22 protein-coding genes are annotated in these 25,312 nt (G+C 68.4%); 8 read left to right on the top strand and 14 right to left on the bottom strand.

The features are described from left to right. Positions 1-59: 59 nt before the first annotated feature. A complete protein-coding gene (locus JFB92_RS16810) occupies positions 60-1,382 on the top strand; it encodes an MFS transporter (RefSeq protein ID WP_199041419.1) in 1,323 nt (440 codons plus the stop codon). 274 nt (positions 1,383-1,656) lie between these two features. On the opposite strand, the gene JFB92_RS16805 is transcribed toward JFB92_RS16810, so the two are convergent. After that, on the bottom strand, positions 1,657-2,589 hold the full coding sequence (locus JFB92_RS16805; protein ID WP_199041416.1) for a diacylglycerol/lipid kinase family protein: 933 nt from the start codon (positions 2,587-2,589) through the stop codon (positions 1,657-1,659). A 183-nt stretch (positions 2,590-2,772) separates the two neighbouring features. Then, a complete protein-coding gene (locus tag JFB92_RS16800) occupies positions 2,773-3,288 on the bottom strand; it encodes a GNAT family N-acetyltransferase (protein WP_199041413.1) in 516 nt (171 codons plus the stop codon). A gap of 313 nt (positions 3,289-3,601) precedes the next feature. On the opposite strand from JFB92_RS16800, the gene JFB92_RS16795 reads away from it, so the two are divergent. Further along, positions 3,602-4,519: a hypothetical protein gene (locus JFB92_RS16795; RefSeq protein ID WP_199041409.1), complete on the top strand. Its 918-nt coding sequence runs from the start codon at positions 3,602-3,604 to the stop codon at positions 4,517-4,519. Between the two features lie 37 nt (positions 4,520-4,556). Here JFB92_RS16795 and JFB92_RS16790 read toward each other — a convergent pair whose 3' ends face one another. From JFB92_RS16790 to JFB92_RS16775, 4 genes are all read right to left on the bottom strand, one after another. Then, positions 4,557-5,348, bottom strand: coding sequence for a hypothetical protein (locus JFB92_RS16790; RefSeq protein ID WP_199041406.1), 792 nt, complete (start codon positions 5,346-5,348; stop codon positions 4,557-4,559). A 264-nt stretch (positions 5,349-5,612) separates the two neighbouring features. Then, positions 5,613-6,257: an SHOCT domain-containing protein gene (locus JFB92_RS16785; protein ID WP_199041403.1), complete on the bottom strand. Its 645-nt coding sequence runs from the start codon at positions 6,255-6,257 to the stop codon at positions 5,613-5,615. A gap of 49 nt (positions 6,258-6,306) precedes the next feature. Then, on the bottom strand, positions 6,307-6,972 hold the full coding sequence (locus JFB92_RS16780) for an SHOCT domain-containing protein (protein WP_199041400.1): 666 nt from the start codon (positions 6,970-6,972) through the stop codon (positions 6,307-6,309). A 337-nt stretch (positions 6,973-7,309) separates the two neighbouring features. Further along, a complete protein-coding gene (locus JFB92_RS16775) occupies positions 7,310-7,636 on the bottom strand; it encodes a MerR family transcriptional regulator (RefSeq protein WP_307789191.1) in 327 nt (108 codons plus the stop codon). A 135-nt stretch (positions 7,637-7,771) separates the two neighbouring features. Here JFB92_RS16775 and JFB92_RS16770 point away from each other — a divergent pair, with 135 nt between their 5' ends. Then, positions 7,772-8,188, top strand: a complete 417-nt coding sequence (locus JFB92_RS16770) for an Hsp20/alpha crystallin family protein (RefSeq protein ID WP_199041394.1) — start codon at positions 7,772-7,774, stop codon at positions 8,186-8,188. A 78-nt stretch (positions 8,189-8,266) separates the two neighbouring features. Next, a complete protein-coding gene (locus JFB92_RS16765) occupies positions 8,267-8,509 on the top strand; it encodes a hypothetical protein (RefSeq protein ID WP_199041391.1) in 243 nt (80 codons plus the stop codon). Between the two features lie 89 nt (positions 8,510-8,598). On the opposite strand, the gene JFB92_RS16760 is transcribed toward JFB92_RS16765, so the two are convergent. From JFB92_RS16760 to JFB92_RS26665, 3 genes are all read right to left on the bottom strand, one after another. Beyond that, complete coding sequence (locus JFB92_RS16760) at positions 8,599-9,411, bottom strand: hypothetical protein (RefSeq protein WP_199041388.1); 813 nt, start codon at positions 9,409-9,411, stop codon at positions 8,599-8,601. 164 nt (positions 9,412-9,575) lie between these two features. Continuing rightward, a complete protein-coding gene (locus tag JFB92_RS16755) occupies positions 9,576-11,291 on the bottom strand; it encodes an AIPR family protein (protein ID WP_199041385.1) in 1,716 nt (571 codons plus the stop codon). A 16-nt stretch (positions 11,292-11,307) separates the two neighbouring features. Next, positions 11,308-13,833 (bottom strand): ATP-binding protein, encoded by a 2,526-nt coding sequence (locus tag JFB92_RS26665; protein ID WP_199041382.1) that lies wholly within the window; start codon positions 13,831-13,833, stop codon positions 11,308-11,310. A gap of 279 nt (positions 13,834-14,112) precedes the next feature. On the opposite strand from JFB92_RS26665, the gene JFB92_RS16745 reads away from it, so the two are divergent. Then, positions 14,113-14,373, top strand: a complete 261-nt coding sequence (locus tag JFB92_RS16745; protein WP_199041379.1) for a hypothetical protein — start codon at positions 14,113-14,115, stop codon at positions 14,371-14,373. A gap of 158 nt (positions 14,374-14,531) precedes the next feature. Here the strand turns inward: JFB92_RS16745 and JFB92_RS16740 are convergent, their stop codons facing one another. From JFB92_RS16740 to JFB92_RS16725, 4 genes are all read right to left on the bottom strand, one after another. Beyond that, positions 14,532-15,155, bottom strand: coding sequence for a hypothetical protein (locus JFB92_RS16740; protein WP_199041376.1), 624 nt, complete (start codon positions 15,153-15,155; stop codon positions 14,532-14,534). A 125-nt stretch (positions 15,156-15,280) separates the two neighbouring features. Next, positions 15,281-15,694 (bottom strand): hypothetical protein, encoded by a 414-nt coding sequence (locus JFB92_RS16735; RefSeq protein ID WP_199041372.1) that lies wholly within the window; start codon positions 15,692-15,694, stop codon positions 15,281-15,283. 143 nt (positions 15,695-15,837) lie between these two features. Then, positions 15,838-16,659: a formate dehydrogenase accessory sulfurtransferase FdhD gene (gene fdhD, locus JFB92_RS16730; protein WP_199041369.1), complete on the bottom strand. Its 822-nt coding sequence runs from the start codon at positions 16,657-16,659 to the stop codon at positions 15,838-15,840. A 4-nt stretch (positions 16,660-16,663) separates the two neighbouring features. Continuing rightward, positions 16,664-18,955, bottom strand: coding sequence for an FdhF/YdeP family oxidoreductase (locus JFB92_RS16725; RefSeq protein ID WP_199041366.1), 2,292 nt, complete (start codon positions 18,953-18,955; stop codon positions 16,664-16,666). Between the two features lie 125 nt (positions 18,956-19,080). Here JFB92_RS16725 and JFB92_RS16720 point away from each other — a divergent pair, with 125 nt between their 5' ends. Continuing rightward, a complete protein-coding gene (locus tag JFB92_RS16720; RefSeq protein ID WP_199041363.1) occupies positions 19,081-19,746 on the top strand; it encodes a cellulose binding domain-containing protein in 666 nt (221 codons plus the stop codon). On the opposite strand, the gene JFB92_RS16715 is transcribed toward JFB92_RS16720, so the two are convergent. After that, entirely contained in the window at positions 19,743-21,620 is a 1,878-nt protein-coding gene (locus tag JFB92_RS16715; protein ID WP_199041360.1) for a glycoside hydrolase family 3 protein, read from the bottom strand. The genes JFB92_RS16720 and JFB92_RS16715 overlap by 4 nt on opposite strands. A 173-nt stretch (positions 21,621-21,793) precedes the next feature. On the opposite strand from JFB92_RS16715, the gene JFB92_RS16710 reads away from it, so the two are divergent. Together JFB92_RS16710 and JFB92_RS16705 are read left to right on the top strand one after the other, a co-directional pair. Continuing rightward, positions 21,794-24,172 (top strand): sialidase family protein, encoded by a 2,379-nt coding sequence (locus JFB92_RS16710; RefSeq protein ID WP_199041357.1) that lies wholly within the window; start codon positions 21,794-21,796, stop codon positions 24,170-24,172. A 77-nt stretch (positions 24,173-24,249) separates the two neighbouring features. Further along, positions 24,250-25,077 (top strand): SAM-dependent methyltransferase, encoded by an 828-nt coding sequence (locus JFB92_RS16705; RefSeq protein ID WP_199041355.1) that lies wholly within the window; start codon positions 24,250-24,252, stop codon positions 25,075-25,077. The last annotated feature ends 235 nt before the right edge of the window (positions 25,078-25,312 follow it).

Here is a 25,312-nt window from a genome sequence, read left to right as displayed (position 1 = left end):
GGGAGCGGATCGGGAGCGGCGTCCTCCAAGGTGGTCCGTGACCGCGTCGAGGGAGGGGCATGCCGGAACGGACAGCCAGTTTCCGCGAGGTGTTCGCCGTGCGCGAATTCCTGGTCTTGTGGATCGCCCAGGTACAGTCGCGGACCGGCGATCAGTTCGCGCGGGTCGCCCTGGCGCTGCTGGTGTTCGACCGAACCTCTTCAGCGGCGCTGACGGCTCTCGTCTACGCCATGACGATGCTGCCGCCGCTGCTGACCGCACCCTTGTTGGCCGGCCTGGCCGATCGGTACTCGCGACGCACCGTCATGGTGGTCATCGAGGTGCTGCGCGCGACCCTGATCGCCGTGATGGCGATCCCCTCACTCCCGCTACCGGTGGTCGCGGGCCTGGTGATCGCGGCGACCTGTCCGGAGCCGCTGTTCTCGGCCGCGCGCAATGCCACGATGCCCCGAGTGCTGCCGGACGAGCGGTTCCCGGTCGGTATGAGCATCATGAGCTCCACCGACGGGATCGCGCAGATCGTCGGCTTCACTGTAGGCGGGGTGGTGGTGGCCGCCTCGGGCAGTCCGTATCTCGCGCTCGCCATCAACGCCGCCACATTCGCGCTGTCGGCGGCGATGCTGCGCTGGGGCATCGACCGCCATCGCCCGGAGCCCGAACCGACGGACGGCCCCGGATCTCGCTCCGGCCGATTCGCACTCGCCGGGATCGCGCATGTGGTCGCCCACCGCCGACTCCTCGGATTGGCCTCGCTGGTCTGGCTGTACGGGTGCTTCGTCGTCCCCGAGGCGCTCGCGGCGCCGTACGCCGAGCAGACCGGCGCCGGGGAAGCCGCGGTCGGTGCGTTGATGGCCGCCGATGTGGTCGGCACGGTCGTGGGTGCGGTGCTCGTGGCGCGGCTCGGCGCGACGTCGCGTCGGCGTCTCACCGTGCCGCTGGCGGCGGCCACCGGGCTGCCTTTGCTCGCCACCGTGACCGGACCGGGTCTGGCGGTCACGGTCCTGTGCTGGGCCCTGTCGGGCCTGCTGTCGAGCTACCTCGTTCTCGCCCAGGTGATGTTCACGCGATTGGTGCCCGATCGCCTGCGCGCCCGCGCCATCGGCTTCGCCGCCGCCGGGCTCCAGACGGCCCAGGGCCTGGGGATCGCGCTGGCCGGATTCTTGGCCGATGCCGTGCCGCCGTCGGTCGCCATCGCCTTGTGCGGCCTGGCCGGGTCGCTCGGAGCGATCGCGATCGCCGTCGCATTGCGCCCGACCGCGCCTGAGCAGAACGCCCCCGACCGAACTGCCGCACCCGCCGAAGAACTCACGAGAGGAGGGAACGATGGGACGCATCCGCAACAGGCCGAGCCGCGACCGCACGTGGTGACGCAGCCCGACTGACTGGAAGCGAACGGTCGACGATCAGAACGGAAGAAGGAGGGTCGATGATGCGAGACAACGAACCTCGCCGCGATCGCATTTGGAATTAGGAGGCTGTCGCCTCGCACTCCGGCGAACCGGAGCAATCGAACCGATGCCGGGACCGGCCGACCGCCGGTCCCGGCAATAGAAGGCGCACCTACAACGCTTTCGGTGTACGCGGGAGTAGCGCCGGTGATGGTCAACCGGAAAACCCCGCCTCCTGCGGAGGCGGGGTCTCGTAATCCGGGCGCGGTCAGCGGACCCGCACCGCCGCGGGCTGGACCTCGACCGTGAAGTCGGTCGTCTCGCCGAGGTTGTCGCCGTCGATCTCCAGCACGCGGGGCTCGGCCAGCGTCACCCGCAGGCGCCTGGCCCGGGCGTGCTCGGTGGTGTCGGCGCTCTCGGCGCGGTCCCGGCCGCCGACGAGTCGACGGATGCCGTTGTCCCACACGAACGACCTGAGCGTGTCCAGCCACCCGCCCAGGCCCTCGGCGCTCAGCAGGAGCAGGTCGAGCTCGCCGTCGGCCGGATCGGCGTCGGGCAGGAGCGTGATCCCCGCCTGCAAGGTCCCGCAGTTCCCGATCAGCAGCGTGTGCCCCGAAACGGGCTCGGATTCGGCGTCGTCGACGGCGAGGCCGAACTCGACGGACTCGCTGGCGTCGAGCGCCCGCCCCAGCGACTCCACGTACGCCATCCAACCGAACCTGCTCTTGAGGTCCTCGTCGGTCTCGGTGATCATGTGCGCGTCGATCCCGAACCCGGCCATGACCGTGAAGGCCCGGCGCACCCGATCACCGTCGATTTCGGTCTCCACCCACCCGAGGTCGATGGCGCGCGGCTCTCCACCGAACGCCCGCTCAAGCGCCTCCCCGAGATCACCGATGGGGACGTCGAGGTTCCGCGCCAGCAGGTTGCCGGTCCCGAGCGGCACGATCGCCAGCTCGGCCGAGCCCTCGTCCTCGGACAACCGCTCCGCGACGGCCCGCACCGTTCCGTCGCCGCCCGCGGCCACGACCACCTCGGCCCCGGCTGCCAACGCTTCACTCGCGGCACCGCGACCGGGGTCGTCCGGGCTCGTCTCGTGCCACGACACCGCGACCCCGGCGGCGGCCTCCGGCAGCGCCCCCTCCAGGTCCTCCCACGCTGTCTTGGCGGGATTCCACACCACCGCGACCCGTTCGATCATGTCCCCTCCATTCGCGGACTCACCATACCCACCGAGACCGCCTCCCGGGAGCCACAAGTTCGAACCCCGCCGTGCCGGAGCGGCCCGCCCGATCGGCGGCTGAGCAGTGAATGCGACTCCGGCGGATACGGAATCCCTGGGGCGAGGGCTGAATTCATGCCTGATCCGGAGGGGGCGGATACGTCAGATATGTATCACGGTGAACAGTTTGGTCCCGTGGACCGGATCCACCTCCCTTCGCTCGGTCTCGGTGAAGCCGAGTTTCTCCAGAACACGACGGGAAGCGGCGTTCCAATCCCAGACTGTCGCCCAGAGACGTTCGTGACCGTCCGTTCTCGCCCGGTCCAGGACGGCCAGCGAGGCCTCGGTCGCGTATCCCTGGCGCCAGACTCGGCGTAGCAGCTCAAAGCCCAGTTCGGGTTCCCCTTCCGCTCCTTGTCCGCTGTAGACCAGCCCGCAATAGCCGATGACGTCACCGGCGTCCTTCCGCTCGATCGCCAGCAGCGAAGACGGGCGGTCGCGGATATGGTTCTCCAGCTCCGCGACCGTCGGGTGCCCCTCCGCGTCGATCCGACGGTGCGGGGGAACTCGCGGATCCCGTTCGGTCCACAGTTCGCGCATGACGCCCGCCTCGTCCACCCGCCAGGGCCGGAGCAGCAGCCGTTCCGTTTCGAGTGGCGCTTCCCGGTCCCCGCCCATTTGAACTCCCATGACAGGCACTCTCTCACGCACGTACCGCTATCCCATCGAGAGATCGAGCCCCGGTCGGGGCCCGATCTGGCTTTTGTCCACTACGCTGTGGAGTACCCCCTGATCCTGTCCTTCGGAGACGATGCCCGTGGCCGCCCTCGCTCCAAACCTCGCGGTAGATTTCGGAACATCGAACACGGTCGCTGTAATTCGCACCCCTGGCAAGGAAGCGCGGCCGCTGCTGTTCGGGGGTTCTCCGGTGCTGCCGTCGGCAGTGTTCTTCGACCGAGGGACATTCCACACCGGTCCCGATGCTCGGCGGATGGCGCAGCTGGATCCATCGGCGTTCGAGCCGAACCCGAAACGGTGCGTCGACGACGAACAGGTCCTGTTGGGATCCGATGAGGTCGAAGTCCGGAACCTGCTCGCGGCGGTTTTCGGCCGGGTTCGCGAAGCCGCCGACGAGGCCGGCGGAGGCGACCGGTCCGTGGTGCTGACCCATCCGGCGAATTGGGGGCCGAGGAGGCTGCGTCTACTCTCGGACGCGGCGAGCGACGCGGGCCTGGCGCCGGACCGGCTGGTGTCGGAGCCGGTGGCGGCTGCAAGCTACTTCATCACGATCGAGCCGGCGCTGGCCGAATCGACGACCCGGCGCGCGGGCCTGGCGCCGACCGGCCTGGGCGGCCTGTTTCTGACCGGCGGCGCGAGTCGGATGCCGCTGGTCGCTCGCTTGCTGCATCAGAAACTCGGCATCCGCCCGACCGCGATCGAGCATCCCGAGCTCGCCGTGGCCCTCGGAGCCATGGACGCTCCCGAACCGGACGAAGCCCCGATGCCCAGTCCGCCGCCGGAAGACTCCAAGCAGGGCTCAGAGCCACCGGGGAACCGGTTCGGGAGCGACTTCTCATACCGGCCGGTACCTCCGGAGCGACCGCGTTCGAGTGACGCGGCTGCGGGCAAAGAGGCGCCCGAGCGGGGAAACGAACCCCGATCAGAGGATCGGCCCGTGCGTCCCGACCGGAATCAGTTCGGACAGGAGAGCTGGTGGGATAGGAACTTCCGGATAAGCCAAGGTCTGTTCCTCGCAACGGCTGCGGCTCTCCTGCTCTTCCTCTTCACCGCCTCCATCGCCTTGGCAGCGCAATCGATTGTGCTTCTGCTCCTGGCGTTGCTTGCCGCACTCGGAACCGGCGTGTTGTTCTGGCTGGCCCTGAGAACACGGAAGGGCGACACCGACTAACGCGGGGCACGGCACGACGGACGGGGCTCGCCTGGGATCAGGTGCCGTCTACGATCACCTCGACGAACTGACCGAGGCTCGGAGCGGCGGCTCTGGCCAGGCCCTGTGCGTGCGCCACGTCCGAACCCACTTCCAGCTGTATGCTCACTCGGTCCGTAGCGAGGTATGCACCGACGACTGGATACTCGGCGGCGACCGCCTCGTACGCCGCGATCGCGGCGGCGGGCAGATCACCTTTCGAGTTGGTCTCGACTTCAGACGAGCCCCCGCTCAACCTGAGGGATGACGCCTCGGCCCAGGAGAAGGGTCGAAACGTGTCCCCCTCCGCGGCCAGGCCCTCCAGCACCGAGAACACAGAAGCGGAATCCGCCAGAGAGACATCGACGGCCCAATAGTCCACGTTCGTTGCCTGCAGGCCGATGTCTCCCTCCTGCACCCTGCCGTCGGTCTCCAGGGACTGCCACAACCCCAATATCTCCTCAGTGCGCTCCTCGTCTGCGACAACGTTGAACGAGAAGTCGTCGACCGTGATCCGGCCGGTGACTCCGCCGTGGTCGGCGAGGTATTCGCTCAGCTCGTTCGCGAGTTCGATCGTGCGGTCGGCCGAGGTGCCTTCCTCGAGGATCAGAGTGCCTGAGGCTTCCCCGACGAACGGCAGCGTGTCGTTTCGGGTGGTGTCGATCTGAGCGACGTCCTGCGTGTCGGCCCAGTGGTCCTTGAACTCCTCGGCGAGCGCCTCGCCCCTGTTGAGCGCGCAGCCCGCCGAAAAGGCCAGGCCGAGCCCGAGCACGACGGCAGACGTCAGCCGTCGCGTGGCGGAACTTCCCACGGTCGTCTCCTTGCGATCGAGACCTGTCGCCGGGCTGCGACGCGATCCGAGGCCACTGCTCCGCTCGCGGATGCCGATGCCCAGGTCGATCGGCGTGGTCGACGGCTCTTGAGGTCGATGACGGCGCTGTCGGCGCCGCCGCTGCACAGTCTGCCCCAAGAAATCCAGGTCCGCGAGGTGCGACACCGGCGGGAATGAGGCAGGAAGACCCGACCGAGCTCGCCGTTCCGCAGCTCCGGCGCTCCATGGCTCGGGTCCGATCCGTCAGTCGAGGCCGAGGATCTGCCGTCGCTTCAGCTCGAACTCCTCGGCGGTGATGAGCCCCCGGTCCCTGAGGTCGGCCAGTTCCTCCAGCTCGCCGGTGAGGCCCGAGCGGGTCTCGTCCACCACCGGAACCGTGATCGGCTTGGCGGGTTTGGCCACCACCAGCAGCGCGGCCACGACCGATATCAGTGACGCGGCCATGGACAGCCAGGCTGCCAGCCCCGGCACCGCCCGGTAGTCGTCCTCGATCGCGAACTCTCTGAGGCCGCCGATTCTGAGCATCGAGGACAGGACCAGGAGCGCCGTGGCGATCGTGCATACGAGCAGTAGCACGGCCCAGGTCCGCCTTCGGCGGGCGTTGCCGATCGCGAACACGGCGAGCGACATCACGGCGCTGGCGATGGCGAGAGGCAGCAGCAACCCGTGCGGGAAGTAGCCGAGAAAGTACCCCAGGCGCGAGTGGTCGAAGACTCCGATGGAGCCGTCCTCGACCCAGGATCCGAATGTGAGCGCCCAGGTCAGCAGCGACATGACCACGATCGTGACCGCTCCGAAGATCGCCAGGCCCGCTACTGGGTCGCGGTTCACGCGGAAGTACTGGGGTTGCGGTCCGGGCTGGTGCGGAAACGGTCCGGGGGTGGCCATGGTCTTCGCCCTTCGTCGGTTCGGGGGTGTCGTGGTCGGCGGTTCCGGTTCAGTCGAGGCCGAGTATTTCGCGTCGCTTCTGCTCGAACTCCTCCTCACTGAGGAATCCTTTGTCACGCAGCGCGGCCAGTTCCTCGATGGAGGACGTGAGTGAACGCTCGGGCCGGCTCGGCGGAGGAGCCGGGTTCGGCATGGTGTCGGTCTGAGAGGGGTGCGGTGGGGCGGGGGCCGGAGGTGGGCCTACGGCCTCGACCGCCGGGGACCGACTTCCCACCAGGGCGGTGATGCTCCCGGCGATCAGGATCACGCAGCCCAGGAGGCTCAGTATCCACGGGGTGCCGTCGCTGCCGGAGAGCTGGTTCTCCTCGGCCGCGACACCGACGGTGAAGAAGGCGATGAGCTGGAGGAACGCGGCCATCGTGAGGGAAGTCGCCGTCCCCTGGCGCTGTCGGGTCGAGTTCATGGCCATGAAGATCACGGAGAGGACCACGTTCGCGAAGGCGACCACGCCGAAGAACCCGAACGGGAAGAAGCCCAGGCTTCCGCCGAGTTCCCAAAGGTTCTGTTTGAGCGGGTTGCCGAACAGTTCCGGTGGTTCGTACGCCCAGTCTGCGAAGGTGACCAGGAACACGACACCCGCGGACGACAAGGCCAGGATGCCGCCGGTGACGGCCCCGCCACGCATCGGCTCGCGGCCCTGACTCGTGTACGGCATCGGCGGTCCGTGAGGCGGTTGACTGCTGTGCTGCGGGTCCGATGGGTTCATGGCATTACCTCATACGACGTTCAGGCGGGGCGGTCCTGCGGGCGGTTCGGCACACACGGCACCGCGGCCGCCGGGAACCTGGGGATCGAGGCGGGTTGTAAGGTCCTGCCAGGTATAACCGCAGGGCGGGATGGGGATTCGCGGAGGGCGGGCAATGAGTTCCCGGACATCGCGGCTCCGTCGGTCGAATGTGCTGAGAACTCCCCCAGGGTAACCCGAACCTGCAATCCAGGTCACACCCGGAGATCGAGACGGGGTGCGGTCATCCGTCGCCGACCGTCCGCGGTCAGGACCGCTCGAAGCGCTCCAGGCGGTCCCGGGTCTCGTCGAGCTCGGCGCGCAGGCTCTGGTTCTCCAGCTCCAGTTCCAAGACGGCCTTGATACCGGCCAGGTTGAGTCCTCCTGCCAGCAGCTCACCGATCCGCCGTATGCGGTCGAGGTCGGCATCGCTGTACCGCCTGGTCCCGCCCTCGGTGCGGGCGGGTTCGACCAGTCCCCTCGCCTCGTACACGCGCAGGGTCTGCGGGGCGAGCTCCACCAGCTCCGCCGCGACCGAGATGCCGTAGACACCTCGCCCGGGACGGGGCCGTCCGAACTGCTCTGGATCGACCACCGCGAACTCCTCCATCAAGATCGACTTCGATCACCACAAGCTTACCTACAACCATCTGCTGGACAACATCTAAATCATGCGTTATATATTTGATGTAAGCACATACCGTAGATCCATCTTCTGGAGGTGACTCAGATGCTGGTGCGCTCAGACCCGTTCCGCGACCTCGATCGGATCGCCCAGCAGATGCTCGGACTGTCCGACTCCCAACTGACCATGCCGATGGACGCCTGGAAGGAGGGGCACACCTTCACCATCCAGCTCGACCTCCCCGGCGTGAGGGAACGCGATATCGACCTCGAAGTCGAACGCAACGTCCTCACCGTCAGGGCCGAGCGGAGGGGCGTCGACGTGGGCGACGGCGAAGTCATCCACTCCGAGCGGCGCTCGGGCAGTTTCGCGCGGCAGATCCTCCTCAGCGACGCCCTCGACACCGAGCGGGTCGATGCCACGTACCGGGACGGCGTTCTCACGCTGCGGATCCCGATGGCCGAGGAGGCCAAGCCACGCAAGGTCCTGATCGGCACCGACACCAAGGAGATCGAGCAGTAACCCGATCATCGAGAAGGTCGACTCTCTCGCCCGGCGCGGGAAGCCCCGCGCCGGGCCGACCACTCGGAGCAGAAGAATATGAGCGGACACTCCTACATGCTCCGCAGCGGCGCCGTCGAATACGAACTGAGCTGCGACCGCTGCGGTGAGGTCTTCCATTGCGGAGACGACTCTTACTACAGTTGGCCGGTGCTCTGCGACGCCGCCGAAGCCGAAGGCTGGCGCGTGAACCCGGCGCTCGACGGCGAGCACGAGTGCGCGAGCTGCGCCTCGATACTTGTCGCGCCGGCGAGATCACCGGCCTTCACCTGCGGGCGCTGAACCGAGGACACGGGTCGACCGCGCGCGCAGAGCGGGCCGTACGGCTCGCGACGCACGACAGGGCGAGCCGATGAGTCGGTGCCTGAATCCTAGGCGGGGCACTCCTCGAGATCTGGGACGGCGCCGTGGTCGGACACGGTCCCCGTCTGCGAGTCGTAGTTCAGCGCTTCAGGAACCTCGGCGGGATCATCGGCGAAATACACCCACAGCGGGTCGATGTAGCCGGTGTAACCGTCGTAGGTCGCAAGGTAGTAAGGCACATCCTCGTTGTAAGAGGTGCTCGGCGGCTCCTCGACGATGTTCTTCGTGGTCCTCACGCAGTGCACGTCGAGCTCTGCTCGGTCCGGTACCGTGACGTGGTCGTAGTCGCCGGCGCCCCTGCCGTTGAAGGTCGTGTCGGGCACGGAGAAGTACAGCGATTCCTGGTAGTGGACGACGTAAGCGCGGTGGTGAACGTTCGGCGGATCAGTCTCGGTCACCGTCTCCGGTGCGCGCTCATTGCACTCGTCGAGGTCGTCGGGCACCGCACCGGCACTCCCGTACGCCTCGTCGGAGTCGACGGGCTTGACCTTGATGTCGTCGGCATCGACCCAGCCCTCCCAGATTCGGTCGTTCCAGCCGTCGGGTGTCACGATCCGCGTGTGGTAGTAGTCCGACTCGCCCGCGCGGAGGACGCAGAGCACCTCGAACGAGTCCTGCGGCGAGAGCCGGCCCGCGTCGGGTTCGTCGAAGCGGCGGCCCTCGGAGTCGACTTTCGCCGGTGGAGACTCCCAGGCATCCGATGACAGCACCGCCTGCCCTCGGTAATCGCGATCTCCGGGCCAGATGCCGAAGCCGTAACCGGCCACGACGAGCGCGGTCGCGGCGCCGAGGGCTGTGAACAGGACTGATCTGGTACGCACCGGCCCACACTACTGCACAGTAACCATACTGGGACGTCACACACCTGTCCCCATGCCAGCGGCGGCCATAGCCACGACGAGAGCCGTGAACAACGCCGTCGAGGACACTGCCGCAGCTCGACCGACGAATATCTCCGGGTCGTCGCCGCCCAGGAGAGCGATGATCACCTGACGGTTCGCAGGAAGCGGTCCGTGAAGCCCTTGGTCCGCACCGCTTCGGACAGGCGCTGATCGGGCGCCTCGGATTTCCAGTGGTCCTCCAGGGCCGGGACCAGCGCGCCGACCAGCCGCTCGATCCCGTCCCGGTCCCAGATGCGGTCCAGGAGCATGCGGCAGTGAGGTGTCGCCTTCCTGGCGCCCTTCGGGAGCGGCTTTCCCTCCGTCAGATGCTGCATCGCGGCGGCCATGAGCACGAAGCGCGCCGGTTTCCAGGTGCGGTCGATGCGGTTGTTGCGGAACAGCCAGTCGACCTGGTACCAGATCGACGCGGCCGTGTAGTGCGCGATCGGCGGGATCTGGTCGTTGTAGACGTCGAGCCGGCTGTCCCGTCGGAGCTTGGCGGGCCTGGTCGCATCGTGTGCCCTGCCCCGGAAGACCGCCGCGAACGACTGGGTCAGCTGGTTCTGGCCGATGACCCGGGTCTTGGTGATCGACTTGTCGAGGTCGAACTGCCCGACCCGACGCTCGTAGTGAAGGTGCCGATCGGGCTTGGTGGTGTCGAAGTACGCCTCTATGTCCCGGTGGACCTGCCGGCCCGCGCCGAGGCTCTCCTCGGCGATGCGCGTCTGCCGGTTGGTGGCGTTCGTGATCGCGTCGGCGATCTCCTCGTCCTCGGTCTCGATGACGGTCAGCTTCACCTGCACGTCGTCGGTCAGGTGGGCCCGCTGGTGGAAGAGCACGTACCCCGTCTGGCAACCGTTGACGATCTGGAAGTCGGACAGCGTGCATTCCTGCCCGGTCGCGTCGAACTTCCTGGCGATGACGGTGATCCCGTTGTTCAACACGGCGAACCGCCTCCGGGCGACCCGGTCGGCCAGGGTCGCGGCGATGTCGTCGTTGACCGGGTTGTCTCCGCCGAGGAAGTCGCGGATGTTGTCCTGGAACAGGAAGTTCCGGATGCTGCCGCCCTCGTCTACCAGGATCTTCCCGACCAGGTCCGCGGCCGGCAGGGTGCCGGTCCAAGCCTGCTTGACGCCGTCCATCTTCGTCATGCCCGATTTGCTGGACCAGTCGAAGGTGGCGCGGACTCTCCGGTTCAGCAGCTGGTGGAGTCGTTGCAGCTTGTGGAATCCGGCCACCTCGAAACGCACCGAGTCGAATCGGGCCAGTTCATCGAGGGACCGCTCGGCCGAGCGGCATTTCTCGAGCAGATCGTCGTTGGGGTCGCCTCCGCAATGGACGTACCATGCCTCGAGCCTCGGGCTGCCCGACATGTGCAGGCGGTGGGCGTCGTAGAGCACATGCAGCGCTTCCTGGAGTTCGATGATCCGCGGGGACGCGGTGTAGCGGATCGGTTCGCGGTCGCAGACCTGGCGCAGGTTGTCGGCGAGATCCGCGACGACCTTCCCTTCGAAGTTCGCGCTGTTCTTGGCCTGGACCACCACGACCACCGCGTTCAACTCCCTGGCGCCTTCGACGGCCTGCCTGACCCCGTCCAGGTCATGGAGGAGTTCGCCGTTGACGACGATCCCCCAGGCGTCGACGCTCAGGTCGTTGCCTCCGCCGGTCCGGTGGGCGTCGGGCGAGAAGTCCTCCTCCTCGTGGTACCGGTGCAGCACGCAGTGCGCGGCGAACGCCTCGAACGCCTCGTCATCTCCAAGTCCGGCCAGGTCCTGCTCCTGGCGGAACTGGCGCAACTGCTCGGAAAGGACTTCCTTCATGGCGGTGGACCACTCCTCAGTCGGCGGCCTTGACCGCGGCCAGGATCTCCTCGGCGGTCGGCGCGGTGGGCGGGTGGTGGCTCAGGCACATGGGGACGTCGACCTGCTCGGTGGGGCTTCCGTCGGCGGCGAGGTAGAACTGGCCGGTCCGCAGGTGCGCGATGTCGACTGTTGATCCTCCCTTGTGCTCTGCGACTTGCGTGGCGGCCGCGATCTGGGAGGGCGAGTTGATGCGGCCGTACCAGTGCGTGGCGCAGTTGCCGACGATCCGGTTGTGGATACCCTTGGGGGCCTGGGTCGCGAAGACCATGCCGAGGCCGTATTTGCGGGCCTGGGACACGAGCGCGAGCGTCGAGTCCAGGCAGACCGTCGAGCCGGTGGAAGGCGCGAACGTCTGGGCCTCGTCCAGGACGAACACGGCCGAGAGCGGCCGGTCGGTCGCCGGGTTCCGTTTGGCCCACGCGAACAGGGCGAGCTGGAGCTGATTCACGAAGCCTTGGCGCTGCTCCTCGGTCGGCAGGCCCAGAAAGTTCACCACCGATACCCGGGCGCGTTTGCCTTCGGTCGCTTGGAGGAGTCTGCCGGGGTCGGCGGGGGCCCCGGTCCCCGCGAAGATCCTGTCGTTGACCATCGCCGCGCGGAGCGTCGCCGACACCTGCCTGGCCAGGTCGTCGGCCTTGTCGAAGTCGCTGGCCTCGGGAGGGAGGTCGTCCATGAAGTCGAGGAAGCCGGGGAAGTCGGACCTGCCGGTGCGGGCGTACGCCACCAGGGCCTGCCGCAGAACCGCGCGGGAATGGGAGTGCTTCGGCGAGCTGCGGTCGATCATCGCCCGGGGGGCGAGGGAGCTGACCGCCGTGTCGACCGCGATGTCGAACTCGTCGGGGTCGTCGGCGACGGCTGCGAAGTCCGGAAGCGGCTGGAAGCTCAGGGGGCGCCCGCCGGTGCGTCCGGGAGTCCACACGACGACTTCGGTGTCCGCGAGATACTCCGCCGCAGCGGCCTGATCACCGGGCAGCCAGCGGTCGGGTGGCTCGGGCCAGGCATTGCCCAGGCGGGAGAGGTCGTTGTTCGGATCGAGGACGATCGCGGGAACCCCTTGGAGCGCGGCGGCCTCGACAATACGGCGAAGCAGCACGGTCTTGCCGGAACCGGAACCGGCGAACACCGCGGTGTGCTTCGCCATCGGACTCGGATCGAAACGCACCAGTGCACCGTCTTGCCTGCGGCCAACCGGCAGCCTGTCGGGGGCGCGCGGCCGCTCTCCCTCGGCGTGCCGCCCCCGGAACCGTCCATGGGTTTCGGTACCGGGTGGCTTGCGATCGTCATCGGCAGTGTTGGCCTTCGGGCCGGAGAGAGGGAAGTCGAGGATCAGCCCGGGACCTGTGGAAGCGCGATCCGGCGGGACCGGGGCGTCCCCCTCGAGCGGTGGTTCCTCGGCAGGAGGACCGAAGACGTTGCGGAACAGCACGGTATTCGAGGCCGGTCGGCGCCTGCGAAGCCAGGCTTCCCAGCCCGGCCGGCGCTGCTGCTGGAGGTGGTGCAGTGCGACGAAAACACGCAGGTCTTCTTCGGTGACCATGATGACCAAGCCCTCACGCTCGAACTCCTCGATGGCCTTGGCCGCTTTCGTGTTCCGTCCCCAGGTCCGCCACTCCCCTGCCGGAGCGGTGACCCACAGGACCGCTCGTCCTTCCAGGATCGGGCTGTTCCGGCCGAGTCCGGCTCGGGTCGCCAGGCCCGCGACGCGGTTCTGCACGGCTATCGGATTGGTCTTGGAAATGGCAAGGAAACTCCAGCTTCGCCGCGGTTCAGCCTGCTCATCGCTGAGCTCGGCATGGAACGCCTGTCGTCGGCCCACCGGGAGCGTGACCGCAGATCCAGCCGGGTCGCGTTCGGACTCGACTCGGAACGCCCTGAGTGCCGCGTCGAGCAGCTGGGGCATCCGCATGTCCTCGGTCTCGGGCGACATGGCGGTCTCTATCTCGGCCATCGCTTTGTAGCTCTCGAATTCGGCGTCGAGATCATCGCTGGGGGCGGCCGGTGCCGGCCGCGGCCGCGACTCCTGCTGGTCGGGCACCGAGAGTTGGGGGGCCTCGGTGACCTCGCCGAGTTCCACGCATCGGTTGAGATGCGCCGAGGCGCTTCGCAGCAGGTCCCTCGGACTGAACCAGGCCGCCTTCTCCAAGGCTTGTTCGCCGAAGGGGTAGGACGGGTATTCCGGCTCGAATCCAACTCTTCGGTATACCGGGTCGAGTATCGAAGCCAGCAGGTCGGCAGCGACTGCCGAGTCGGGAAGGGTGTTGTCGAGCCAAAGTTTTGGCTCGAAGCGCTGCAGGACGGTGTCTTCGGTGGCTCGGGTGAACTCGCTCCAGGTTCCGTCGATGCAGGACAGCAGGACGGTGCTTCGTCGGGTGACGTCTCGCAGGTCGGTCAAGCCGATGCCGAGCATGTCCAGCAGGTCACCGGTCGACTCGATTCCTTCAGCAGCGGTGTTGCGCCTAGAAGCTCTTACGATGTCGTCCACCTGGTCGACCGCGATCACGGTGGCACCGCAAAGAGCCATGAGACGCGATAGATCCCGGACCAGTTCGATCGGTTTCCGGGGTGGGGCCGCGACGAAACCTGGCAGAGACTCCGGGTCGAATTCACCTCCGGCGAGATAGGCATCGGCGGCCGAGGCCCGTCGTTCATCGACCGAGTGCAGCAGCAGAAGTGCTCGGAGGGTGTTCCGCGTACCTGCGACTGAGCGATCAAGGGAGCGCACAGACTCAATGAACTGCGCGACCGAGTCGGGATCGGGCAGACGCGACTCCAGCAGGCGATGGCGCAGTCCGCTGGCTACATTGGCCTTCTCGGCCAGAGCTTCGAGAAGATAGGCGAGGCCGGATCCCGCTTGCTGGTGGGGCATATCGAGCGCGTCGACGAAGCTTCCGGCCAAGTTCGCCCAGAAATCGTGGACGTCTATGATGTTGAGCCGCACGAAGAATCCGCCTCGTTCTTGGACCATCCGCCTGGCTCTACCGAGCAGGTGACTCTTGCCGCTGCCGCCTTCCCCGACCAAGGGCAGACCGGTGACACTTGACCGTGCGCTGTTCTCGGCGGCGGCAATGCGCGCTTCGATCGCACGCAACGCCGATTCGTTGATGCCGCTTACGTGCGGCCGCGAGTCATCGTCCCAGAGGTCGTCGGGTGTCACCGCGAAGTCGCTGGGAGCATTGCGGAGTGCCTCGAGTGCGGTGCTCACAGCGACTCAATCGCGATGAGGTGTCGGTCCTTGTTCCCCAACCGTATCGCCGCCGCCCGGTCGGCCTCCGTGAGCGTCTTCTGGTTGGATTCGGGTATCAACCGGATTTCGTGGCGGGCGAGCAGTTCCCCAAGAGCCTGGTCAAGATCTTCCCGGTCGATCCCGTCCAGGCGATCTCGAAGGCGCCGCAGCGGCACCCACTCCGCATTGGGCCCGACCAGCTCCGCATAGGCGTTTCGGATCGGTTCAGCGAGTCCGTTCTCGAATCGTGGCGGATAGAGGTCGGCCAGTTCGGTTCCAGTGCGGTCCATGTGGGTCGCGAAGTCGCCGATCACGGCCCACAGGATTCTGGCGGTGCGCTGGCTGACCCCGCCTGGGGCGGGCTCGGACAGGAGTTTCCTGGCGGTCAGCCATCCGGGGTCGGTCAGCTCGTACACGTACGGCCTGACGCCGCGGTCGATCGATACCAGGCCGCGCTCGCTGAGTCCTTTCTGTGCTTTGGTCTCGACCTTCTGGTAGCCGAAGACGGATCGGAAATCGGTGGTTGTGCCGCTGCCACGCAGGTGGACGAGCGACAGGAGCAGATTGAATTCGGGGACGGTGAATTCGAGGTCGGCCATGGGGGTTCCGTTCCGTGAAGAAGACGTGCGGTGGGATCAGACCGATCGTTGGCACGATATCGCTTCAACCACGTGCTGTCAGCCCTCAAAGTTGCACCATGGCCGACCGTCGGATTCCCGACAGCTCAGCGTCGGCGGCGGCAGATCCATTTCTGATGTGCGGTGATCGCGGTGTCGGCGGCTCGGGTTCGGCGGTGGAAGCCGGGGTCCTTGATGGTGGCCGTCAGGTCGAGCAGGGTCTTGCGGCGTCGGCGCAGTGAGCGTTCCAGCCAGTCCCGCCACTCCGGGGTGGCTTCGGCGCGGGCGACGGTCTCGGCGCGCCACAGGGGCATCGAGTGGCGGGCGCCCTCGGGGTGAGGGTTGTCGCGGTACCGCTGGGGCTTGGGCAGGTGGTCGCGGATGGCGGTGTCGGTCCAGCCGCGGGCGTGCAGTATGGGCTTGGTGATCCAGTGGTTCCGGGGTCGCGGTCTCGGCGCGGGCAGGTCGTATTCGCGGAGGACTCTGGTCCTGGATCGGGGGTCGCGGGTCTTGGATCGCATCGCAAATTCCTCTCATGAAGTGTCTGTTCAACTACGTTTCGTAGTCGAGTCGAGCATAGGAGGCCCTTGCGACAGTGAGTCCCTTTCGGATATCGAGCCGAGTGGGGGTCCGATTCGGTGGAGGCGTGCCTCGCCCTCGGTGCTCAGGCGATGCGGTCGGGGTGCGTGTAGAGGTTCGTGGTGTCTCCGCGAAGGAAGCCGGCGAGGGTGAGGCCGGATTCTGCGGCGAGGTCTGCTGCCAGGGAGGACGGGGCCGAGACCGCGGCCATTGCCGGGATTCCGGCCATCACGGCCTTTTGGACGAGTTCGAAGGAGGCCCGGCCCGAAACCATGAGGATCGTGCCGCGCAGGGGCAGGCGGTCCTCGCGGAGAGCTCGGCCTATGAGTTTGTCGACCGCGTTGTGGCGGCCTACGTCCTCGCTGGCGGACAGGAGGTCGCCTTCGGCGGTGAACAGGCCCGCGGCGTGGAGGCCGCCGGTCCGGTCGAAGATCTTCTGGGCCTTGCGGAGGCGGCCGGGCAGTTCGGTGAGGGTCTCCGGGGCGATCCGGACCGGGTCGTCGTGGACGGTCCAGGCGGCCTTGGTGCGGACGTCGTCCAGGGATTCCTTGCCGCAGATGCCGCAGGCGGCGGTGGTCGTGAACTGGCGCTTCACCCCGGGTTCCGGGGGCTCGACGCCGGGGGCCAGCTGGAGGTCGAGGAGGTTGTAGGTGTTGGCGCCGGTCTCGTCGGTTCCGGCGCAGAACTTCATGGTCAGAAGGTCGGCCGACTTCGTGATCACGCCTTCGGAGACCAGGAAGCCCGCCGCCAGGTCGAAGTCGTCTCCCGGGGTGCGCATGGTGACCATCAGGGATTCGCCGCCCACCCTGATCTCCAGGGGTTCCTCGACGACCATGGTCTCGATGCGGTCGGTCTTCGCGCTTCCGGAGAGGCGGACGACTTTCCGGCGGGTGGTTACGCGTCCCATTGCCTCACATTCCGCTGTCGCCCTCGAAGCGCACGACGATGGACTTCGAGGTCGGGGTGTTGCTGGTCTCGGCCACCGCGTCGAGCGGGACCAAGACGTTGGTCTCCGGATAGTACGCCGCCGCGCAGCCGCGGGCGGTCGGGTAGTGCACGACTTTGAAGTGCGGCGCACGCCGGTCCTGGCCGTCCCATTCGCTGACCAGGTCGCAGTAGGCGCCGTCGGCCAGGCCGAGTTCGTCGGCGTCGGCGGGGTTGACCAGGACCACCCGCCTCCCGTGGTGGACGCCGCGATAGCGGTCGTCGAGGCCGTAGATGGTGGTGTTGAACTGGTCGTGGCTGCGCAGGGTCTGGAGCAGCAGACGGCCGGGGCCGGCCTCGGGCGAGGTCACCTCGTTGACCGTGAAGTTGGCCTTGCCGGTGCCGGTCGGGAAGGACCGCTCGTCGCGCGGGGCATGCGGGAGCGCGAAGCCGCCGGGACGCCGGGCGCGGGCGTTGTAGTCGTCGAAGCCGGGGACGACCCGTTCGATGCGGTCGCGGATGCGGTCGTAGTCGGCCGCGAAGTCCTCCCACGGGACGGTGTCGTCGCCGCCGAGGACCCTGCGGGCCAGGCCGCAGATGATCGCGACCTCCGAGCGCATCTCCTCCCCGAACGGGGGCACCTTGCCGCGGGAGGCGTGGACCATGCCCATCGAGTCCTCGACGGTCACGAACTGGGGCCCACCGGCTTGGATATCGATGTCCGTCCGGCCGAGGGCGGGGAGGATCAGCGCGCGGGTGCCGGTCACCACGTGCGAGCGGTTGAGTTTGGTGGAGACGTGGACGGTCAGGCGGCAGCGGCGCATCGCCGCCTCGGTGGCCTCGGTGTCGGGCGTGGCCGAGACGAAGTTGCCGCCCATCGCGAAGAAGACCCGGATGCGGCCCTCGCGCATCGCGCGGATCGTGTCGACGGTGTCGAGGCCGTGGTCTCGCGGCGGCTTGAAGTGGAATTCGGCGCCGAGCGCGTCGAGGAACCGGTCGGGCATCTTCTCCCAGATGCCCATGGTGCGGTCTCCCTGGACGTTCGAGTGGCCCCGGACGGGGCAGACTCCGGCTCCGGGTTTGCCGATGTCGCCGCGCAGGAGCAGGAGGTTGACGATCTCGCGAATGGTCGGGACGGCGTGCTTGTGCTGGGTCAGGCCCATCGCCCAGCAGACCACGGTCTTCTTGGAGGCGAGCACCATGGCCAGGAGCCGTTCGATCTCGACTCGGGTCAGGCCGGTGCGCCGCTCGGTCTCGGCCAGGACCTGGTCGTCGTCGCCTTCGGCGCGGGCGGCGGCGAACTCCTCGAAGCCGTGAGTGCAGCGGTCGATGAAGTCGCGGTCGAGCGCGCCCTCGCCGGCCCGCAGCAGGAGCCGGTTGAGGGTGCTGAACAGGGCGAGGTCGCCACCGACCTTGATCTGGAGGAACAGGTCGGTCAGGTCGGTGCCGCGCCCGGCCAGTCCGCGGGCGGTCTGGGGGTTCTTGAACCGCCGCATTCCGGCCTCGGGCAGCGGGTTGACGGTGACGATGCGGGCCCCGGAGCGTTTGGCCTTCTCCAGGGCGGTGAGCATGCGCGGGTGGTTGGTGCCGGGGTTCTGGCCGGCGACGATGATGAGGTCGGCGGCCCAGACGTCCTCGAGGCGGACGCTGCCCTTGCCGATGCCGATGGTCTCGCCCAGCGCGGCACCGGAGGACTCGTGGCACATGTTGGAGCAGTCGGGCAGGTTGTTGGTGCCCAGGCGCCGTGCGAAGAGCTGGTAGAGGAAGGCGGCCTCGTTGCCCGTGCGGCCGGAGGTGTAGAACGCGGCCCGGTCCGGCTCGTCCATGGCCGCGAGGTCTTCGGCGATGATGTCGAACGCCTCGTCCCAATCGACGGGCCTGTAGTGGTCGGCGTCCTCGTCCAGGAACATGGGGCGGGTGAGGCGCCCCTGCTGGCCGAGCCAGTAGCCGGACTTGTCGTTGAGGTCGTCGATGGAGTGGCGCGCGAAGAACTCGGGGCCGACCACACGCCGGGTGGACTCCTCGGCCACTGCCTTCGCGCCGTTCTCGCAGAACTCGGCGGGGTGCCGGTGGTCGGGTTCGGGCCAGGCGCAGCCGGGGCAGTCGAAGCCCTCCACCTGGTTGATCGCTCGCAGCAGCGGCAGGCCGCGTTTGAGGCCCGACTGCGCGCCGACGAAGCGGACCGAGCCCGCGACCGCCGGAATCCCCACGGCGTGGTGCTTCGGGCCCCGCACGCTCGGCGAGTCCTGACCGGGGTCTTCTTTCGGCGCCTTGCTCATCTGGCCAGTGTAGGCCCGGGGCGGGGCGCGATGCCGGAGCGCGGCCGAGGATGTCAGTCCGAATGCGACTCAGGTTGGCTATACGCTACGGGAGGACCGAGGTACCCAGCGAAAGGCGAGGTGCGGTGGGGCGACACACGATGCCGACCGAGAAGGTCGGCGGTTTGCACGGTACTTGGCTCAAGCTCCTCGGGGTCATTTCGATCGCGGTGGTGGTGGTCGCGGTCTGGCAGCTAACTGCGTCCTCGCGCGGCGATGATCCACCTCCCACCGGTGACGGCGCCGAGCTCTCGTCCATGGAAATCTCCCCCGCGCCGGACACGGCGGTGGCCGACTCCTCCCCTTCATCGAGCACGACCACGAACCTGAGCACGAGCCCGAGCGTCGGCCCCAGCTCCGACTCCGGTTCTTCAGCGAGCCCGGAGCCGTCCGCCGAGGAGGAGATCCCCGAGCCGCCGCCCGAGACCACCGAGGCCGCGCCGCCCCCTGCCGAGCCCGGCTGCTCGGCGGCGCTGCGGCTCGACCACTCCTGGAGGGGCTACGTCCAGGTCGCCGTGGTGGTCACCGCCTCGGACGGCGAGCGGATCGACGGCTGGAAGGTCGATCTCGATGTCGACGGCGTCGAGATCTACCAGTTCTGGAACATGTCGCACCACCGCGGGGACACCTACCGCAACGAGCACTGGAACGGCCGCCTAAGCCCGGGTGAGGAGACCGAGGCGGCGTTCCTGGCCGAAGTCGGCCGCCACTACGAGCTGCCGGACTCGGTCCCCTGCGTGCCGGTGGCCTAGGTCTGGATGCCGGAGCCGTAGGCGAACAGCGGGTCGTAATCGGGGTCGCCGACGTTGACCGGTTCGTCGGAGACCCGGGCGGGCCAGGTGACCGGGAGCGTTCCGGTGTAGGGGGTCACCCCGAACAGCGGGTCGGCGACCCCGGTGCCTTCGCTGCCGGGCAGCCAGGCGGCCACCAGGGCGTCTATTGCGTCGAGGCGGTCGGCGCCTATTTCTATCGGCCGACCGGAAAGGACAATTACGGCGCAGTCCATGGCGCCGCACACGGTGTCGACGGCCGCGGCGTCGACACCGGAAAGCCGCATGTCGTGGTCTCCGGCCCCAGCGTCGCCGACGCCTTCGGCGTAGGGGTCCTCGGCGACGACCACGATGCCGACGTCGCGGTCTACGACGGGCGCCGAGGCGTCCTCGCTGAATTCGACGTCGGCGCCGGGTGCGGCCTCCTGGATGCCTTCGAGGACGGTGGTGCCCTCGCCCACCCCTTCGACGGTGCCCTGCCAGGCGCCGGACCAGCCGCCGAGCTGGCGGCCGAGCGCGTCGGCGCCCGATCCGGCGATGTAGAGGGACTCCTCGCCGGTCAGGGGCAGCAGGTCGCCGTCGTTCTGGAGCAGGACCTGGGAGGCGGCCGCGGCCTCGCGGGCGACCGCGCGGTGTTCGGGCGAGCCGACCAGGTCGGCGTTGCCGGTGTCGGCGTATGGGTCCTCGAACAGGCCGAGTTCGAACTTCTTGGTCAGGATGCGGTCGACGGCGTCGTCGATGCGGTCGGTGCCGATGTGTCCGGCCTCGACCTCGTCCAGGAGCGTGTCGATGAAGCGCTCGTATTCGAAGGGCACCATGACCATGTCGATCCCGGCGTTGATCGCCGTGCGCACCGACTCGGCGTAGTCGAGGCTGATCTGGTCGACGCCCTGCCAGTCGGAGAGCACGATCCCGTCGAAGCCGAGTTCGCCCTTGAGCACGTCGGTGATCAGGTAGGAGTCGGCGTGGGCCTTGATCGGGCCGTCGCCGAGGTCGTTGCTGGAGTAGGAGACCATGACGGAGCCGACCCCGGCGTCCACGGCGGCCTCGAACGGCGCCAGGTGGAGGCGGCGCAGCTCGGCCTCGCTCAGTTCGGCAACGCCCTGGTCGAGCAGGTAGTCCTCGGTCTCGGAGGTGCCGTACGCGGTGCCGCCGTCGCCGACGTAGTGCTTGGCGGTGGCCAGGACGCTGGTGTCGGCGGACAGGTCTTCGCCCTGGTAGCCGGTGACGGCGGTGGCCATCTGGGAGACCAGTTCGGGGTCCTCGCCGAAGGACTCGTAGGTGCGGCCCCAGCGGGAGTCGCGGACGACGCACAGGCACGGCGAGAAGGTCCAGTGGACACCGGCCACGCGGGTCTCGGCGGCGGTGATCTGGGCGGCCCGCTCGGTCAGGTCGGGGTCGCCGGCGGCCCCGAGGCCGATGTTGTGCGGGAAGATCGTGGCCCCGGGCAGGGAGGCGTTGCCGTGCACCGCGTCCAGGCCGTAGATCAGGGGGATGCCGAGCCGCGTGTCGAGGGCCTGTTCCTGGCGGCCGTCGATCATCGCGGCCCAGTCCTCGGGGGTGTCGTGGAGGGCGTCGCTGCCGCCGTTGAGGAGCGAGCCGATGCCGCGTTCGGCGACGGCGTCGCCTTGGACGGCGTCGACGGCGACCTGGGTCATCTGCCCGGCCTTCTCTTCGATGGTCATGCGGTCGAGCAGGTCGGCGACGCGTTCGGCGACCGGCAGGGTCGGGTCTCGGTAGTCGGGGTCGCCGTCGGATTCGGCCGGAACGGCGACGAACCAGACCGCGACTGCGGCGGCGGCGATGAAGGCGAGCGGGATCCACAGCTTGGCGTGGCGCCGGAGCGGCGATGCCATCGAGTCTCCTCGGGACGGACGGACCATGGTCGTCCCCAACCTGCCTTTCACCGTACCGAACCGGCCGCTTCCGCGGAAATAGGAGGTCGGAACCGTTGCGCCGGGGTGCCCGCCCTGTTATGTTGGGTCTCCCAACTAATAGCCCACCCCCGGATTCCCTCAAGGAGCACACCGTGCGACGACGCACATTCGCGGCCTCCATCGGCGCCGCCGCCGTAGCGGCGGGCGCCTCAGCCTCGGCGGCCCACGCCGAGCGGGGCCGACCCGACGGAGACGACTACACCTGGCGCAACGCCGTCATCAACGGCGGCGGCTTCGTGCCGGGCATCGTGTTCAACGAGACCGAGCCCGGTCTCATCTATGCCCGCACCGACATCGGCGGGCTCTACCGGTGGCGGGAGGACTCCCGCACCTGGAAGGCGCTGCTGGACTGGCTCGACTGGGACCAGTGGGGCTGGACCGGGGTCGTCTCGGCCGCCACCGACCCGGTCGAGCCGAACCGCGTGTACGCGGCGGTGGGGACCTACACCAACGACTGGGACCCCGAGAACGGCGCGGTCCTCTACTCCGACGACTACGGCGAGACCTGGGGCGTCGCCGAGCTTCCGTTCAAGCAGGGCGGCAACATGCCCGGCCGCGGGATGGGCGAGCGACTGGTCGTCGACCCGACCGACAACGCCGTGCTGTACCTCGGGACGCCCTCGGGCAACGGCCTGTGGCGCTCGACCGACTACGGCCGCACCTGGGCCGAGGTCGAGGACTTCCCCAACGCCGGCGACTTCGTCGCCGTCCCCGACGACCCCTACCAGGGGGACAACCAGGGCGTGCTCTGGATCGACTTCGACCGGGTCGGCGGCGGGATCTACGTTGGCGTGGCCGACCCGGCCGACCCGCTCTACGTCTCCGAGGACCGCGGCGCGACCTGGCAGCCCGTGCCCGGCGCGACCGAGTCCCTCGGCGAGGCCGACGGCACCCCGACCATTCCCAAGCAGTCGGCGGTCGACGACGAGAACGGCCACCTGTTCATCGTCACCGGCTGGGAGCCCGGCCCGTACAACGGCGGCACCGGCTCCGGCAACGGCGGCCAGATCTGGCGGCTGGAGACCGCGACCGGCGAATGGACCGACGTCACCCCCACCGGCAATCCCACCGGCGACCTCCCCGGATTCGGGGGCCTCACCGTAGACCGCCAGCGCCCCGGCACGCTGATGGCGGCCACGTTGAACAACTGGTACCCCGACGAGGTCCTGTTCCGCTCCACCGACTCCGGACAGACCTGGCAGAAGAGCTGGGAGTACGTGTGGGACGAGGACTTCTCCTGGCCGCCGGAGCGCACCGACCGGTTCGTCATGGACTCCTCCGGGAGCCCGTGGCTGAGCTTCGGCAGCGAGGGCGAGGCCCCCGAGTTGGACGTCAAGCACGGCTGGATGATCGAGGCGCTCGCGATCGACCCGCACGATTCGGGCCGCATCATGTGGGGCACCGGAGCGACCATCTGGGGCACCGAGGAACTGACCCGGTGGGACGAGCAGGGTGAGCTGGTCGGCTGGGACGACGAGGCCGGGCGACAGGTGAAGCTCCCGATCGAGCAGTTCACCGTCGGCGTCCGCGTCGAGGGCCTGGAGGAGACCGCGATCCAGGACATCGCCGCACTGGGCGGCACCGTGGTCACCGCCGTCGGCGACCTCGGCGGGTTCGTCCACGACGACCTCGACAAGGCCACGATGATGATCCGGAACCCGAACTGGTCGTCGGGCCGCAGCGTCGACTTCGCGGCGCTGAACCCGGACTTCATCGTCGGTTCCGGCGACCCCGACGGCGACGCGCACAGCCACGTGGGCGTCTCGACCGACCGCGGCGCGACCTGGCAGCCCGCCGCGTCGCTCGAAGGCGTGACGAGTGGCGGCCACGGCGGCGTCGTGGCCGCCACCGCCGACGGCGGGGCGATCCTGTGGTCCCCGTCCGACACCGACGTCACGCCGGTGCGCAGCACCGACCTGGGTCAGACCTGGACGCCGGTCGAGGGCCTGCCGGCCGGGGCGGTCATCCGCGCCGACCGGGCCTGGCCGTGGAAGGTCTACGCCTTCTCGGCCGGGACCTTCTACATCAGCGTCGACGGCGGGGCCACGTTCACCGCCTCCTGGTGGCGGAGGCTCCCCGAGGAAGGCGACGTGGACATCCGCTGCGTCCCCGGCAGGTGCGGCCACGTCTGGCTCGTCGGCGGCGACGAGGACGGCGCCTACGGCATGTGGCGCACCAGGAACGGCGGCCTGACCTGGCAGAAGGTCCGCGAGTTCGAGGAGGCCGACGCCATCGGATTCGGCAAGCCCGCCAAGCGGTCTCACTACCCGGCGATCTACACTTCGGCAAAGGCCGACGGACAGCGGGGCATCTTCCGCTCCACCGACGGCGGCCACCGCTGGACGCGCATCAACGACGACGCCCACCAATGGGCCTGGACCGGCAAGGCCGTTTCCGGAGACCCGGAGATCTACGGGCGCGTCTACATAGCCACCAACGGCAGGGGCCTGATCTACGGGGACATCGACTGAGCCGCGACGGACGGCGGCGCGGCGGCCCGACGCCGCGCCGCCGTCCGCTCCGCAGCCCCTAGGAATAGGAGAGTCCGATGTCCGAACCTTCTCCCGTCGAGCTTCCGCCCGAAGTAGACACGAATGTGCCCTCCACCGCGCGCGTCTACGACGCGCTGCTGGGCGGGACCGACAATTTCGAGGTCGACCGGGAGGCCGCCGAGGTCTTCATCCGTCACGTCCCGCAGGCGCAGGTGTGCGCCCACGAGAACCGGTCCGCGCTCATCCGAGGCGTGGAGTACCTGGTCCGCGCGGCCGGGATCGACCAGCTCCTGGACATCGGCTGCGGCCTGCCGAGCGGGAAGAACACGCACCAGGCGGCCCAGGAGATCAACCCCGACGCCCGCGTGGTGTACGTCGACCACGACCCGATGGTCGTCGCCCACGGCCGGGCGATGCTCGAAGGGAATCCGGGAGCCGTCATCGTCCACGGCGAGCTGCGCGACCCCGATGCGATCATGGACGATCCCGCCGTGCGGGCGGGATTGGACTTCGATCGCCCGATCGCCCTGATGGTGATCGGGATGATCATGCAGATCAGCGACGACGAGCGCCCCAACGACATCCTCGCGTCCCTGATGGACCGGCTCCCCTCGGGCAGCCGCCTGTTCATCACCTCCTGGCCCGACACCGGCGAGCCCCAGCAGCACGCGCTCTCCCGCGCGTGCATCGAGACCCTCGGCAACGGCTGGTGCCGCCCGGTCGAGGAGCTGAGGAAGCACTTCCTGGGCATGGAACTCGACCCTCCGGGCCTGGAGTACATCGCACGCTGGTTCCCGGAGAACCCGGACGGTCCGGTCCGGGCCGTGGAGGACCTCGAACCCTATGAACGCACCCAGATGGCCGGCATCGCCGTCAATGCCTGAAGCGCGTTCGACGGGGCCAGTCCTGGTTGCGTGCGGATCGGTCTCCGGGGTCGGGCGAGGTTGTCGCTCCGGCAAGGCGCTCGAGGAAGTGTCCGGTGCCGGGGCGTCGGCAGTGTCCTGGTCCTGGGTGGCCCTGGCTTCAAATGCCTCACCGACGGCGGCAGGGAGGATCCCCGGCGGTCGTGCTCGGTGTTCGGTGTCGTTTCGCTGCGGGACTGTTGTAGCGGGGGCCCGC

This window comes from Glycomyces salinus, assembly GCF_016428645.1.
Lineage (GTDB): Bacteria > Actinomycetota > Actinomycetes > Mycobacteriales > Micromonosporaceae > Glycomyces > Glycomyces salinus.
The sequence above is the reverse complement of the archived record's forward strand: the minus strand, read 5'-3'. Positions and strand labels throughout refer to the sequence as shown.